The 13,582-nt window shown below is 69.5% G+C and carries 10 protein-coding genes; 6 read left to right on the forward strand and 4 right to left on the reverse strand.

What is annotated here, in order from left to right:
* Nucleotides 1-32: 32 nt before the first annotated feature.
* Entirely contained in the window at nucleotides 33-902 is an 870-nt protein-coding gene (locus AWQ71_RS32050) for a LysR family transcriptional regulator (protein ID WP_067140337.1), read from the reverse strand.
* Between the two features lie 513 nt (nucleotides 903-1,415).
* Between AWQ71_RS32050 and AWQ71_RS32055 the strand changes: the two genes are divergently transcribed.
* The gene (locus tag AWQ71_RS32055; RefSeq protein ID WP_245658683.1) at nucleotides 1,416-2,612 is read left to right on the forward strand and encodes a neutral zinc metallopeptidase; all 1,197 of its coding nucleotides are present in this window, start codon (nucleotides 1,416-1,418) and stop codon (nucleotides 2,610-2,612) included.
* Between the two features lie 219 nt (nucleotides 2,613-2,831).
* Here the strand turns inward: AWQ71_RS32055 and AWQ71_RS44725 are convergent, their stop codons facing one another.
* The gene (locus AWQ71_RS44725) at nucleotides 2,832-2,984 is read right to left on the reverse strand and encodes a LysR family transcriptional regulator (RefSeq protein WP_084259517.1); all 153 of its coding nucleotides are present in this window, start codon (nucleotides 2,982-2,984) and stop codon (nucleotides 2,832-2,834) included.
* A 362-nt stretch (nucleotides 2,985-3,346) separates the two neighbouring features.
* On the opposite strand from AWQ71_RS44725, the gene AWQ71_RS32060 reads away from it, so the two are divergent.
* The 3 genes from AWQ71_RS32060 to AWQ71_RS32070 all read left to right on the forward strand — a co-directional run bounded on the left by AWQ71_RS32060 (nucleotide 3,347) and on the right by AWQ71_RS32070 (nucleotide 7,675).
* Nucleotides 3,347-4,573, forward strand: coding sequence for a neutral zinc metallopeptidase (locus AWQ71_RS32060; protein ID WP_245658685.1), 1,227 nt, complete (start codon nucleotides 3,347-3,349; stop codon nucleotides 4,571-4,573).
* 929 nt (nucleotides 4,574-5,502) lie between these two features.
* Nucleotides 5,503-6,981 carry an LCP family protein gene (locus tag AWQ71_RS32065; RefSeq protein WP_245658687.1) on the forward strand — a complete coding sequence of 493 codons (1,479 nt, stop codon included), beginning with the start codon at nucleotides 5,503-5,505 and terminating at the stop codon, nucleotides 6,979-6,981.
* A 91-nt stretch (nucleotides 6,982-7,072) separates the two neighbouring features.
* Nucleotides 7,073-7,675 carry a P-loop nucleotide/nucleoside kinase family protein gene (locus AWQ71_RS32070; protein ID WP_067140340.1) on the forward strand — a complete coding sequence of 201 codons (603 nt, stop codon included), beginning with the start codon at nucleotides 7,073-7,075 and terminating at the stop codon, nucleotides 7,673-7,675.
* Between the two features lie 123 nt (nucleotides 7,676-7,798).
* Here the strand turns inward: AWQ71_RS32070 and AWQ71_RS32075 are convergent, their stop codons facing one another.
* Entirely contained in the window at nucleotides 7,799-8,680 is an 882-nt protein-coding gene (locus AWQ71_RS32075; protein ID WP_157570699.1) for a TNT domain-containing protein, read from the reverse strand.
* 645 nt (nucleotides 8,681-9,325) lie between these two features.
* On the opposite strand from AWQ71_RS32075, the gene AWQ71_RS32080 reads away from it, so the two are divergent.
* Nucleotides 9,326-10,072 (forward strand): phosphotransferase family protein, encoded by a 747-nt coding sequence (locus tag AWQ71_RS32080; protein ID WP_067140343.1) that lies wholly within the window; start codon nucleotides 9,326-9,328, stop codon nucleotides 10,070-10,072.
* A gap of 615 nt (nucleotides 10,073-10,687) precedes the next feature.
* Here AWQ71_RS32080 and AWQ71_RS32085 read toward each other — a convergent pair.
* Nucleotides 10,688-11,578: an alpha/beta hydrolase family protein gene (locus AWQ71_RS32085; RefSeq protein ID WP_245658689.1), complete on the reverse strand. Its 891-nt coding sequence runs from the start codon at nucleotides 11,576-11,578 to the stop codon at nucleotides 10,688-10,690.
* Nucleotides 11,579-13,070: 1,492 nt separating this feature from the next.
* On the opposite strand from AWQ71_RS32085, the gene AWQ71_RS42855 reads away from it, so the two are divergent.
* Nucleotides 13,071-13,582 (forward strand): DUF222 domain-containing protein (locus tag AWQ71_RS42855; protein WP_169806685.1); only part of this gene is annotated, 512 nt, incomplete at its 3' end.

The following is a 13,582-nucleotide window of genomic DNA, read 5'->3' on the forward strand; positions in this document are numbered from 1 at the left end:
CCAAAGCCACGCGGCAAAGCGATGCGGCGGAGCTACGCGGCGGAGCCGCCCTCCGCGATGGCGACGAAATCCTGTGCGATCGGCGGAAGCCGCCGCCGGGCGTGCACCACCGCGATGACCTTCTTGAGCGCCGGGCTCAGCGCGCGCACCTCCAGGCCGGCCCGCGCGGCCTGCTCGGCCATCGCCCGGTACCAGAGCAGGTGCGCGCCCGCGTCCTTCACCACGCCCAGCCAGCCGGCCCTGTCGTCGGACTCGACCGCGACAACGGGGCGGACGCCGTACGTCGTGAAGATGTGGTCGAACTCCCTGCGCCGGGGGCTTCCCGGGGTGGGCAGCAGCAGGCGCATGCCGTTCAGCCTGGCGAGCGGCACGGGCTCGGGGAGGCCTGCCCCGGGCGGCGAGATGAGCACGAACTCCTGCCGCTCGACGGGATGGGTGACGAGGTCGGTCGGCACGGGCAGGTCGGTCAGGCCGAGGTCGGCGCGCTGCTCGCGCACGGCGGTGACCACGCTGTCACGCCCGTCGCAGCGCACGATCTGCACGCGGATGCCGGGATGCTCCGCCGCGTAGGCGGGGAGCAGCCGCCCGGCGAGCCCGGGTTCGAGGCTGGGGGTCGCCGCGATGCGCAACTCCGCGCCGGGCGCCTGCTCGCCGGCCGCCAGTGTCTCGATCTCGCGGACGGCGTCGAGCGCCTCGCGGGCGAGCTTGACCACACGCCGCCCCTGCTGCGTCACGACGACGCCGCGCCCCGAGCGCGCGAAGAGGGTCAGGCCCAGCTCGCGTTCCAGATCCCGGATCGCGCGGGACAGTGCGGGTTGCGCGATGTAAAGGGACCGGGCCGCCTCGGTCATGGTGCGGTGCTCCGCAGTCGCGACCACATAACGGAGCTGCTGCAGATTCATGCGAGAAAAGCTAAGGCAGATGGGCCCGGCTATTCCGGAACATCGCAGAGATCACCTCGGCTGATTACCCTCCGCTCCCGCCTACTGCGACATCCGTTACACATGTGAAATGAGTAAGGTTTTGCCCGATATTTCAGGACAAGGGGGCAAAACTTGGCGACGCAATATCCTCCACCGCCGCCGCAGGACGGGAATCCGTACCCGGACCCCACCCCGGGATTCCCCCCGCCACCTCCCGGAGCACAGGGAGCGCCCTACCCGCCACCACCGCCGCAGGCCGCTCCGGCGGGCGCGCAGGGCGCCCACTACCCGCCGCCCACGCCGCCGCAGGGCCCGCCGTACGGTCCGACCGGAATGCCGCCGCAGGGGATGCCGCAGGGAGCGCCCCCCGGAGTGCCCGGCGGGACGCCGTACGGGATGCCTCCCGGTGGCCCGTACGCCGCGCCGCAGGGAGCGCCTCCGGGACCTCCGCACGGGGCGCCACCGGTCGGGCCGGGCGGGATGCCCCCGCAGATGCCGGGACCGATGCCGCACGGGATGCCGTACGGGATGCCGGGGGCTCCGCAGCCCTCGCCCGGACCGGGGTACGGCCCGGGACCGACAGGCTGGTCACCCCAGCCGCAGCCTCCGAGCCCTCCGTACCCGCCCGGTCCCCCGCGGCCGGCCGGGCCGTACGGCCCGCCCCGCTACACGCCGCCCGCCTGGCAGCCGAAGAAGAAGTCGAGCGCGGGCGCGATCGTCGGCGGACTGCTGGGCGTGATGGCGCTCGCCCTCGTCGTGCTCGTCGTGGGCGCCGCGTTGCTCAAGGGCTCGGGGAGGGACGACCCGCCGACCTCGGTCGCGCTGCCCACGAGCACCTACTCCCCCGCACCGTACGACGAGCCGACGTCCCAGCCGACATCGGAGCCCACGTCCCCGCCCACATCGCTTCCGACCTCCCAGCCGACGTCCCAGCCGACCTCCCAGCCGACGCGGGAGCCGACGTCGCGCCCGGTCAACCGGAGCCTGAAGGCCAACAGCGTCTACCTCGCCGGAGCCCTGCCGACGACGAGGTGCCCGGCGGGGAGCGCCAACATCTACAACCACGCCCAGTTCAAGGCGCTGATCCTGAGGACCGGGCAGTGCATGGGAAGGGCGTGGAATCCGACGCTGGCTCGCGTGGGGATCACCTGGCGGGCCCCCGGCTACATGATCGCGCCGGGTAAGGGGCGCGGCGCGTGCGGCGACTACCCGTCCCCCGGGAGCAACGTGCCGTATTACTGCCCGCGCAACAGCACGATCTACGCCTCGACGTCCGCATTGGTGAAAGAGTACGGCTCGTTCGGGAACTGGCACGGCTACATCATCAGCATGATGGCCCACGAGTACGGCCACCACATCCAGAACATCTCCGGCATCTCGGATGAGTGGTGGCAGCGCTACGAGGCCACGTCGTCCAAGAGCACGCAGCTGGCGCTGACTCGTCGGCACGAGTTGCAGGCGACATGCTTCGGCGGCATGTTCATGCGGTCGGTGCAGACGACCTATCCGATCAACGCGAGCCAGCGCAGCTCGCTGCTGTCGGCCTACGGCTACCTGGGCGACCAGCCCGGCTACCCGCGCGACCACGGCAGCACCGCCAACAACTACGGATGGTTCCGGCAGGGATACATGCGCCAGAAGGCCTACCAGTGCAACACCTGGGCCGTCGGCGCGTCCTCGGTCTCCTGAGTCCCGCCGAACAGACCACGCCTCCGCGCGCGGCGAGGCGGCGCCTTCCCGCCTCGCCGCATCCGGGGCTGCCAGAGCAGATACGCGCCCGCGTCCTTCACCACACCCAGCCAGCCGGCCCTGTCATCGGACTCGACCGCGACCGGCGCGGCCTCCCCGAGCCCGTGCCGCTGCTGCCCACCCCGGGAAGCCCCCGGCGCAGGGAGTTCGACCACGTCTTCACGACGTACGGCGTCCGCCCCGGCGCCCCGAACGTGCGAAGAGGGTCAGGCCCAGCTCGCGTTCCAGATCCCGGATCGCGCGGGACAGTGCGGGTTGCGAGAAAAGCTGGGGCAGATAGGCCCGGCTATTCCGGAACACCGCAGAGATCACCTCGGCTGATTACCCTCCGCTCCCACTTACTGCGACATCCGTTACGCATGTGAAATGAGTATGGTTTTGCCCGATATTTCGGAGCAAGGGGGCAAAACTTGGCGACGCAGTACCCTCCACCGCCGTCGCAGGGCGGGAATCCGTACCCGGGACCGGCCCCGGGATTCCCCCCGCCACCTCCCGGGGCACAGGGGCCGCCCTACCCGCCACCACCGCCGCAGGCCGCTCCGGCGGGCGCTCATGGGGCCCCGTACCCACCGCCCGCACCGCCGCAGGGCCCGCCGTACGGTCCGACCGGAATGCCGCCGCAGGGACCTCCGCACGGGGCGCCACCGGTCGGGCCGGGCGGGATGCCCCCGCAGATGCCGGGACCGATGCCGCACGGGATGCCGTACGGGATGCCGGGGGCTCCGCAGCCCTCGCCCGGACCGGGGTACGGCCCGGGACCGACAGGCTGGTCACCCCAGCCGCAGCCTCCGAGCCCTCCGTACCCGCCCGGTCCCCCGCGGCCGGCCGGGCCGTACGGCCCGCCCCGCTACACGCCGCCCGCCTGGCAGCCGAAGAAGAAGTCGAGCGCGGGCGCGATCGTCGGCGGACTGCTGGGCGTGATGGCGCTCGCCCTCGTCGTGCTCGTCGTGGGCGCCGCGTTGCTCAAGGGCTCGCGGAGCGGCTACACCCCGGTCGCACTGCCCTCGTACACCTTCTCCCCTCCGCCGTACGACAAGCCGACATCCGAGCCGACATCCGAGCCGACATCCGAGCCGACATCCGAGCCGACGTCGGAACCCACGTCGCCTCCGACATCGCAGCCGACATCGCAGCCGACATCGCATCCGACGCAAGAGCCGACGCAAGAGCCGACGTCAAAGCCGGTCAACCGAACCGTGAAGGCCAACAGCGTCTACCTCGCCGGAGCCCTGCCGGCGACGAGGTGCGCGGCGGGGAGCGTCAACATCTACAACCACGCCCAGTTCAAGGCGCTGATCCTGAGGACCGGGCAGTGCATGGAACGGGCGTGGAAGCCGATGCTGACCCGCGTGGGGATCACCTGGAGCCCCCCGGACTACATGATCGCAGCGGGCAGGGGGCGCGGCGCGTGCGGCGACTACCCACCCATCGGGAGCTCGCAAGCGTTCTACTGTCCGCAGAACAACACGATCTACGTCTCGACATCCGCGACCGTCAAGGGGTACGGCTCCATGGGGAGCTGGCACGGCTACTACACCAGCTTGATGGCCCACGAGTACGGCCACCACATCCAAACCATCACCGGCATCTCGGAGGACGAGTGGCGGCTCTACAACGCCACGTCCTCCAAGAACACGCAGTTGGCGCTGACTCGTCGGCACGAGCTGCAGGCGACGTGTTTCGCCGGCATGTTCATGCGGTCGGTGCAGGCGACCTATCCGATCGACGCGAGCCAGCGCAACTCACTGATGTCGGTCTGGGGCACCCTTGGCGACCAGCCCGGCTACCCGCGCGACCACGGCAACCTCGCCCACAACTACGCGTGGTTCCGGCAGGGATACATGCGCCAGAAGGCCTTCCAATGCAACACCTTTGTCGTCGGCGCGTCCTCGATCTCCTGAGTCCCGCCTGACACAGATCACGCCTCCGCGCCGCGGCGAGGCGGGCGCCTTCCCGCCTCGCCGCGTCCGGGGGCCGCTTGAGCCGCCGGCGGCCGTGACCGGGGGGCGTCCGCCGTTCCGTCTCCCGGGAGCACGAAGGGGCGATCGCGCGGCCGCGCGGCCGCGCGACCACGGCGGTCACCGCACTCCGCGATGCATCACTCAGCGCCTTCATCGTCCTTTATTTGGCTTCTGTCAGCCTTGTGGGGATATGGGGCTAGAATCCGTCGTCAATTCTTGCAACTTCAGATACCCGGCATTTGCCTACGAGACGGGAGCGGTTCACCATGCGCCGTGGGGACGCCATGGACGAGGCCGGAGACGGTCCAGAGGACCCGTCGCAACCGCGTTCCCGGAGACGTCCGCCCGGGGACGGGCCACGAGAGGCCAAACGGGGTGGCGACACCCCCGAGCGCGCCTCCGGCACTCCCCGTCGTGAAGCCGGGAATCCCGGCCACGGGAACGGGCCCGAGCGGAACCCGGCGGGCTCAGGAGGGAACCGCGCTCCGGGACAGGGCCACGACCGGGCGGGCGGCGGCAGTGGGCCGAACAGCCCGGCGCGCGGGCCGCGACCGCCACAGCAGGGGCCGGACGCCTCCGGGCGCGAGTCTTCCCGCCGTACCGCCGGAGGTCCGCAGACGCCGCCCCCGCCACGCGGCGGGGAACCCCCGCGCTCCGGCGGCCCGGGGCGCGACGGCCGGGCCCCGCAACGGGACGGCCGCGCGGAGCGGCACGACAGCCAGGGACCGCGGATCGAAGGCCAGGGACCCCAGACCGGGGGCCAGGGACCGCGGATCGAGGGCCAGGAGCCCCCGAGGGCGGCCGGCGGCCCGAAGGGAGACCCGCGCGAGCGGCAGGCCAAGGGGCCGGGTCCCCGATACGGGAAGCCCGTGACGACCGCGGCCCTCATCGGCTGGACGGCGCTGTCGGCGATCGTCCCCGGAGCGGCCCACCTGCGGGCGGGCAAACGCCGTACCGGATTCATCGTCTTGGCCCTCTTCGGCGCGCTGCTGATCGCGGCGGTGATCTACGGCCTGCAGTTCCTGGAGAACCTCGGCGCGGCGGCCCGGCAGAGCACGCTCACCACCGTCATGATCGGCGCGGGCGCGGGCGCCCTCGCCTGGTTCGCGCTGATCGCGATGTCGTACATGGCGCTCCGCCCGGAGCGCCTGCCCCGCAAGGGCCAGGTCGTCTCCGGCATCGTCGTCGGCGTGCTGTGTGTCTCGGTGATGTCCCCGTTCGCACTGACCGCGAGCTACATCAAGACCACAAGCGACCTGCTCGACGACGTCTTCGTCCCCCAGCCGGGCGGCCCGAGCCCGTCCCCCATCAGGGCCGAGGACCCGTGGAACGGCCGCAAGAGGGTGAACTTCCTCCTCATCGGCGCGGACGCCGCGGGCAACCGCGAAGGTGTGCGCACCGACTCGATGACGGTGGCCAGCGTCAACCTCGTCACCGGCAACACCGTCCTGTTCAGCCTGCCGCGCAACCTGCAGTACGTGCGGTTCCCGGCGAGCAGCCCGATGCACAAGCAGTTCCCCAACGGGTTCAACGCCGAGGGCCAGGGCCTGCTGAACGCCGTCTGGTACTACGCCGACAACAACCCCCAGCTCATGGGCGGCAAGAACCGGGGCCCCGAGGCACTGAAGGACGCGATCGGCTACACGCTCGGCCTGAACATCGACTACTACGCGATGGTCGACATGTTCGGGTTCGCCCGGCTGATCGACGCCATCGGCGGGCTCCGCATCCGGGTCGAGCAGGACATCAAGTGGGGCGGCCACTTCGGCACCGCCGGCACCATCAAGGCCGGCAACCGGAAGCTGAACGGAGAAGAGGTCCTCTGGTACGGCCGTTCCCGGGTGGACAGCGACGACTTCTCCCGCATGGCGCGCCAGCGTTGCGTGATCGGCGCGCTCGCCCAGCAGGCCAGCCCGGCCACCGTACTCCGCAACTTCGACAGGATCGCCGCGGCCGCCCGGCACATGTTCCGTACGGACATCCCGCGCGACCTCCTGGAGCACCTGGTCCCGGTCGGGTTGAAGGTGAAGGACGCCAAGATCACCAGCCTTCAGTTCGTGCCGCCGACCATCTACACCGGCAACCCGGACTGGGCCAAGATCCGCCTGCTCACCCGGAAGGCACTCCACGAGTCCACGGCGGACAGCCGCACCGCGGCCGCGGGCGTCACCGCGAGCCCGAGCGGCACCGGGACCGGGACCGGCGGCGCGTCGGCCTCCGGCTCGCCGACCGCGAGCGCCGCGGCCACCCCCTCCGCCGGAGTCACGGCGAGCAGGCCCACGCGTCCGGTCACCCCGACGCCGAACAACAAGGCCGCGGACTCTCTCTCGGAGATCTGCGGGTTCTGACCGGCCCAGACCATGCGTCCGGGGCCCACGGGATCGCGAGCGCGGCGATGTGGGCCCCAGGTCGGGAAGCCAAGGGCCGCGCGCGCCGGACATGACCCATGATGGAGTGGTGAGACCGCCCGTCTGGATCGTGTCCGGCCCTCCCGGAGCGGGCAAGTCGACGGTCTGCTCGGCGCTGCTGCGCCGTCTGGATCCCGTGCCCGCCCTCCTGGACAAGGACACGGTCTACGGGGCCTTCGTCGAGGCCACCCTCGCCGCCTACGGCAGACCCGGCGGCGAGCGCGAGGGCCCCTGGTACGACCGGCACATCAAGCGCCACGAATACGACGGCCTGACCGCCACCGCGTACGAGATCCGCTCGCACGGCTGCCCGGTGATGCTCAGCGGGCCGTTCACCTCCCAGGTCCATGACGCCGAGTTGTGGCGTCACTGGGTCACCGACCTGGGCGGACCTCCCGTCCGTCTCCTGTGGGTCCGCTCCGACGGCCCCACCCTGCGCTCCCGGCTGGTCGAGCGCGGGCTGCCCAGGGACGGCCAGAAGCTCGAACGGTTCGAGGAGTACCTCCAGGCCATCCGGGTGAACGAGCCGCCCGCCGTGCCGTACGTCGAGGTGGACAACCGCATCGGCGCACCACCGATCGACCAGCAGCTTCGGCATCTCATCCCCTGGGGACGCGGCCCGAGCCGTCATTGACGCGTTCTCCGGCATGAATGCCGACGGCCCTCCCGCCCTTGGGCAGGAAGGCCACATAGTCGGCGGCGCGCCCCTCCCGGCAGTCGAGAAGCCGGGAGGGGCGATGCGGTCGGGCGAGGCCGATCAGTTCAGCCGCTTGAGGTATCCATTGGCGACCAGCCAGCTCACCGGCAGTTCGGCGGGCATCTGCGGCGCCTCAGGGATGTACCTGCTGAGCAGGTGGTACTGCCTGCCGACCCCTTGCTGCTGGAACGCGGAGGCGGCCGGCCCGGCGTCGACGGTGAACGCCCTGACGACCTCGTACGCGTGATAGTTGCACGGGTGCCCGGGGTCGCCGGAGAACGTGTTCAGGTTGTTCGGCGGGAGGGACCTCCGTACGTACGGCGTGCCGTACGGCGCGAGGAACGATCCGCCCTCACCGCCGAAGCGGTCGAGTTTCGTCCCAACCAGGAGGACTACCGATGAGATGAGCGGCCTGCCGTTGCCGTAGCCCCCGGAATGGGCGAAACCGAAGTCCGTCGGATAGCGCCATCCGTTGGCCGACTCGTTCCAGTAGCGATCGATGAACTCCATCGGCTTCAGCCCGCCGAGAGGCACGTAGCCCTTCAGGATCTTGGCCAGCCATCCGTTTTGCGGAAGGTTCAACGGGCCGAGGTTCGGATTGCCCTGAACATAGGGCAGGCCGCAGACCTGCGTGACGGTTCTCGGCGTGAGAGCGACGGCGGGCGCGACGGTTCCCGGCGTCGTAGTGACGGCGGGCGCGACGGTTCCCGGCCTCGAAGCGACACCGGGCGCGACGGTTCCCGGCCTCGAAGCGACGGCGGGCTTGGCGGTGGGCTTGGCGGTGGGCTTGGCGGTGGGCGTTCTCTCCAGGGTCGGCAGCACATGCGGCCGGAGGCCCGTGGCCGAGGCGGTGACGTCTGCCTGGGCGACGCCGCCCAGGAATGCCGCTGTGGCCATGGCGAGCGCCGCGACCAGCGGTGCTCGTCGAGAAAAACCTTGCACGGATTCTCCTGAAAGGACTCGCGTGAACCTTCACCGGACATGTCGGCATCAATACGAAATCCACTGCGGAGGGAAAACGCACTGAGCGTTTCCGAAATCCCCAGACGGATCCCCGGCTGACGAGCGCCCACACAGGTGAACGCGGCGTCAGCCGGTCACGACCCGAAAGATTTCCATTGAAGCGACGGGACCGTGCGTACCCGCCGAAGAATCAGGTTGATCGCAAGAAAATCCCCGGAGCGGCAAAAGACCGCGGAGCGTCGATGGCGATTGGAGTGGATTACTTCCGGTAAATTACACCATCATCGGAATCCGCGGTTTGGCGCGATTTCCCTACACACGCCGATCCGTTTCCGTACAGTGTGGACGGATAACCGGACTTCACCCGAATGATGGAGAAATCGGACGTCCCTGCAGAGTTCTCAGACTCAGCCCAGAGCCCGCGCTTTCCCCGGGAATCCCGTAGACCAATCCCCCTTTATCCCTATATAGGGGCTTAGGCCTCCTAACAAGAGTGGTGGACTTGACCTGGTCGGCGGTCGGTGTCGCGCACGAGGCCGCTTGGTAGCGGGACGCGGTCAGCCGCGCAATCGCACGCGATAAACCCGGTGACGTCGACGATCATCCCCGGGATACTGGTCGCCCATGGATGAGGTCAAAGTGGTCGTCGCCCATTCCGAGCGCGCGACCCTGCGCGTCGGCGACGTGTTCCTGAAGGTGGACGCCGATCAGGCGCGCCTCGACGTCGAGGTCGAGGCGATGGCCCTGGCGCCGGTCCCTACCCCGAAGGTCCTGTGGCACAAGCCGCCGGTGCTCGCGATCGCCGCAGTCCCGGGGACGGCGCTCGGCCGCCTCGGCGAGCCGTCGACCGCGTCCCCGGCAGCGTGGGCCGCGGCGGGCGCCGCCATCCGGAGGTTGCACGACGTGCCGTTGCCGCCCAGGCCCGGCCAGGCCGGCCGGGGCCTCGACGAGTTGGCGGCGGATCTCGATGGCGAGTGCGAGTGGCTCGTGACGAACGGCGTCCTGCCCGCCGACCTGGTCACCCGCAACCGCCAGGTCGCCGAGGCCGCGCTCCGGCCGTGGACACCGGTCTTCACGCACGGCGACCTGCAGATCGATCACGTGTTCGTCGACGGCGACGAGGTCACGGGCATCATCGACTGGTCCGAGGCAGGCCAAGGTGATGCCCTGTACGACCTCGCCACCTTGACGCTCGGACACGAGGAGCACCTCGGCGACGTCGTCGCCGGCTACGGCACCGACGTCGACCTCGACGTGATCCGCGCGTGGTGGTCGCTGCGAAGCCTGCTGAATGTTCGCTGGCTGGTCGAACACGGCTTCGACCCGTTCGCGCCGGGCTGTGAGATCGACGTGCTGAGATCCCGGCTGTGAGGCTGCGCGGGCCCGACCACTATGCAAAGTCCTCTCGGAACGATCAGTGGATGAGGCGGTCGCCGGCAGATGATGGCGGCGGCGAGGATCATGAAGGCTTCGTGGATGTCGTCGCGAATCTCCCAGCGGATGCGCAGGCGGCGGAACCAACGCAACCGGGCGATCGCCTGCTCGATCACCCGGCGATGCCCACCCAGGCCGGATCCGTGCGGGGTGCCACGGCGGGCGATGACCGGTTCGACCCCTGCGGCCCAGACCATCCGGCGGTACTTGTCATGGTCATAGCCCCGATCGGCGTACAACGCCTTCGGTCGCGTCCTAAATCATTTTGTTCGGACTTCTTATAGGGCGGTTGCCGTCGCCGTTGCCCTACCGCGGCGCATCGGTTTCTCTCCGGTCGGCAGCACCGGGATCCGAGTTCGGTCCCCCGCGGGTGGTCCGGCGAGCTCACCGGTGGATCCATGGCTGCTCACGTTGCCCAGGTTCCCGTGGGCCCCAAGCGCCGGCGCGGCGTACCCGGGAACGACCCCGGCCCATAAGTAGGTCGGGGTCGTGGATCACGTGCGCAACGAGGGGTTCTCGTCCATGGTGGCCCGGGATGCCGTCAAGGGCCTGCTACGCGCAGGTCTTCGTTTCCGGAGCGCAGAACCTGACCTCGGGGTAGCGCGCCGACCGCTTCTCCAGCAGGGGCTGCGCCTTACCACGCAGGTGCAGGTCGAGGAAGGCCCGGACGTACCTGCGGGTGATCTCCGCAGCGCGGGGTCCGGAGAGGTCACCGCCGAGGTTGACGCCGATCTGCTGGGCCAGCAGGTCATAGTCGGTGAAGGACGCGTACACCGCTCCGGCCACCACGAGCCAGCGCTTCCATCCGGTCAGGTGCGCCCAGTCACGATCCCACGTGGTGTCCTGTCCTCCTGGACTGTGCACGGTCTGGCCCAGGAACAGGAACGGCCGCGCCAGCCCACTCGCGGGGATCGGGGCGAACATGAAGCCGTCCATGTTGATTCCGCCGCGTACCCGAGAGTCCTTGAGCATGGTCTCGGCGGCGCTCGCACCTCCGAGGGACGCGCCCACCATCGCGACCCGGGACGGGTCGATCAACGAAGCGCCCTTCCACGTGGAATGCGGGCCGGTCAGCTCGTCGAGCACGAAGGAGACGTCGACCGCCCGGTTCTCCACCGCTTTCTTACCGAAGTCGTCGGATTCGAGCTCGCATGCGGCGCAGGTGGTCAGCCTCCCGCCGGGGAAGGTGGTGGCGAAGGTCTCGTACGTGTGGTCGATGCCGGCTACCACGTAACCTCTGCTCGCCAGTTCCTCGGCCAGGGCGGTGAGCGAGCTTCGGGGGTCGGTGAAACCCGGAGAGATCACAACAAGGGGCAGGGTACGCCTACCGCCCGCCGGGGGCGCGTCGCTGAACGCGTTGGTCCGCGTCCTGCTCAGCACTTCGGACGGCACGCTCGTCACCCCCTTGCCTTCAAGGATCAGCTCCGACTCCTTGGGAGTCACGTACGGTGCGCGCCGCCCGTTCCGCGACTTCGCCGGATACCAAGGGAGACCATGAGCTCCCTCACCCTGGCCCCGGGGACCCACGGGTCGGGGCGAGAGGCGTCTTTCAGATGCAGGGACGTCGTCCCGACCGGATGGGGACCGGTCGGCTTGGGCAGATACGGTGTGCTGCTCGACGTGGCCGAAGGGCCGACGGAAGCAGGCACGAGCGCGGGCGAGGCGGACGCCGGCGCCCAGGAGGCAGGGACCGCCAGAGTGAGCAGCCCGGCGACGGCGGCCAGTCCGCCCCGCAGGACCAGAGTGCGCAGCCTCGGCTTTCCACTACTCGGACGACGGTCGGCCGGCGCCGGACAACCCTTGCCTTTCTTGGCCTGGCCCTCGGCTTTCAGCACCGGACTGGGATGTTGATATGTCATGGGTTGATCCTGCGGACCCGACCCTGGCCTCGGTATCGGCCGAAGGTACGGCCGGCGCCGCGCGAACGGTACTTTCGGCCGATTGGGACACCAGTCGGCCGCTCAAGGTAGTGGGGTGTCCGAACCTTGGCCGGGCCGGTCACGTCGCCGGCAGGAACCTGCGGTCCCCGCGCAGCCCGCTTCGCCTCCCTCGATTCCGGTGAACGCTTACGGACGGCGCAGCAGGCCGCGTGGCCGGGCTGTTCATGTCACTCGATGGTGTCGTGGAAGCTCCGGAGCGTGACCTGGTTCGACGGCGACATCGTGACCGACGCAGGGTCTCTTCTGGCCGGGGCGAATGCCGCCCTTCCATAATCTCGACATTCAAATCGTCGACCTTCAAATCGGGCCACACTCTCCACAATTGCCGCCAGTCACGACAAAGCGGACAAGACCGGGGATATGAAGCACTTTTCACCAATTCCCGTCTGTCTGGAAAAATCAGGCAATCACCTATTCCACAAAAGGGACTTATTGCGAATTCTCGCCAAGAAAACCGTCTCTCCATTCACTCAAAAAAGCTTGCGAACACCCGTTCGCATGTGCCATTATTCGTATACGCATTCGATTGACCATGCGACCGAGAGGAGGCGGGCGTGCCGGAATCCTTTGGATCGTCGGTGTTTTTCTCGCCGCCAGATGAGCGCCCACCTTCACCTGGTCCATGCGATGCCGACTGGTGGGAGCACATCACCTCGAAAGTGAAATCCCGGGGATCGGACGGCAGTTCAGCCCTTGCCCCTGACAACGGCTGGGATCTTTTCCCACACGTTCCGGGCGGCGACGGTTCCCACAGGGAGATGCCGCTCACAGGTGAGCCATGGAGCTCCACCGGGCCTCCCGCTTCCGCCCCCACTTCCGAGGGGGTGTTGGGCCGTGATGGTGCCGGCCGTTCCCGCGAGGATTCTGACGGCGATGAAACCTTCCCGCCCGCTGAGGGGCCGGGCGGCGGCGAGGCCGGGTCTGTAACCGCCGAGCAGGAAGGGCTCACTCCTGGCGATGGCTCTTCCCACGCGGGTCGGGCGTCGTGGCCGTTGGTGGCGCAGGTCCGGCAGGTCGCGTCGGCGTTGGCGGTGGGGGTGGTGCCGGACGCGCCGGGGGTGTGTCTGGCGGAGGCGGAGGATCTGCTGTTCGCGCGTGACCGGCTGATCTCGGCGATCGCGGCGCGGGTGGAGCGGGTGCATGCCGCGGGTGAGGCCAAGCGGGCTGGTCATGCCTCGACGCGGTCGTGGTTGCGGGGGGCGGCGGGGATGAGTGTGGCCGGGGCGGGCCGGGTGCTGGCGTTGGCGACCGAGCTTGCCCGCCTGCCGACGGTGCGGGCGCGGTTCGCGCAGGGGAGCCTGGCTGAGGGTGCGGTGACGGCGATCTGTTCGGCGACCGCGCGGCTGACGGATGCGCAGGCGGCGTTGGCGGAGCCGATTCTGGTGGGGCTGGCGGATCAGGCGACTCCTGCGGAGATCGCGCGTGCGGGGCGGTATCTGCGTGCGGTGCTGGACCCGGACGGGGAAGCCGACGACGGCGACGCTGACTATCAGAAGCGGTTTCTGTT

The organism is Microtetraspora malaysiensis (assembly GCF_001528665.1).
Lineage (GTDB): Bacteria > Actinomycetota > Actinomycetes > Streptosporangiales > Streptosporangiaceae > Microtetraspora_A > Microtetraspora_A malaysiensis.

Excerpts from the sequence above, each read along its gene's own strand:
- AWQ71_RS32050 (WP_067140337.1), bottom strand. The coding sequence starts at position 902 with ATGAATCTGCAGCAGCTCCGTTATGTGGTCGCGACTGCGGAGCACCGC.
- AWQ71_RS32055 (WP_245658683.1), top strand. The coding sequence starts at position 1,416 with ATGCCGGGACCGATGCCGCACGGGATGCCGTACGGGATGCCGGGGGCT.
- AWQ71_RS32060 (WP_245658685.1), top strand. The coding sequence starts at position 3,347 with ATGCCGGGACCGATGCCGCACGGGATGCCGTACGGGATGCCGGGGGCT.
- AWQ71_RS32070 (WP_067140340.1), top strand. The coding sequence starts at position 7,073 with ATGACCCATGATGGAGTGGTGAGACCGCCCGTCTGGATCGTGTCCGGC.
- AWQ71_RS32080 (WP_067140343.1), top strand. The coding sequence starts at position 9,326 with ATGGATGAGGTCAAAGTGGTCGTCGCCCATTCCGAGCGCGCGACCCTG.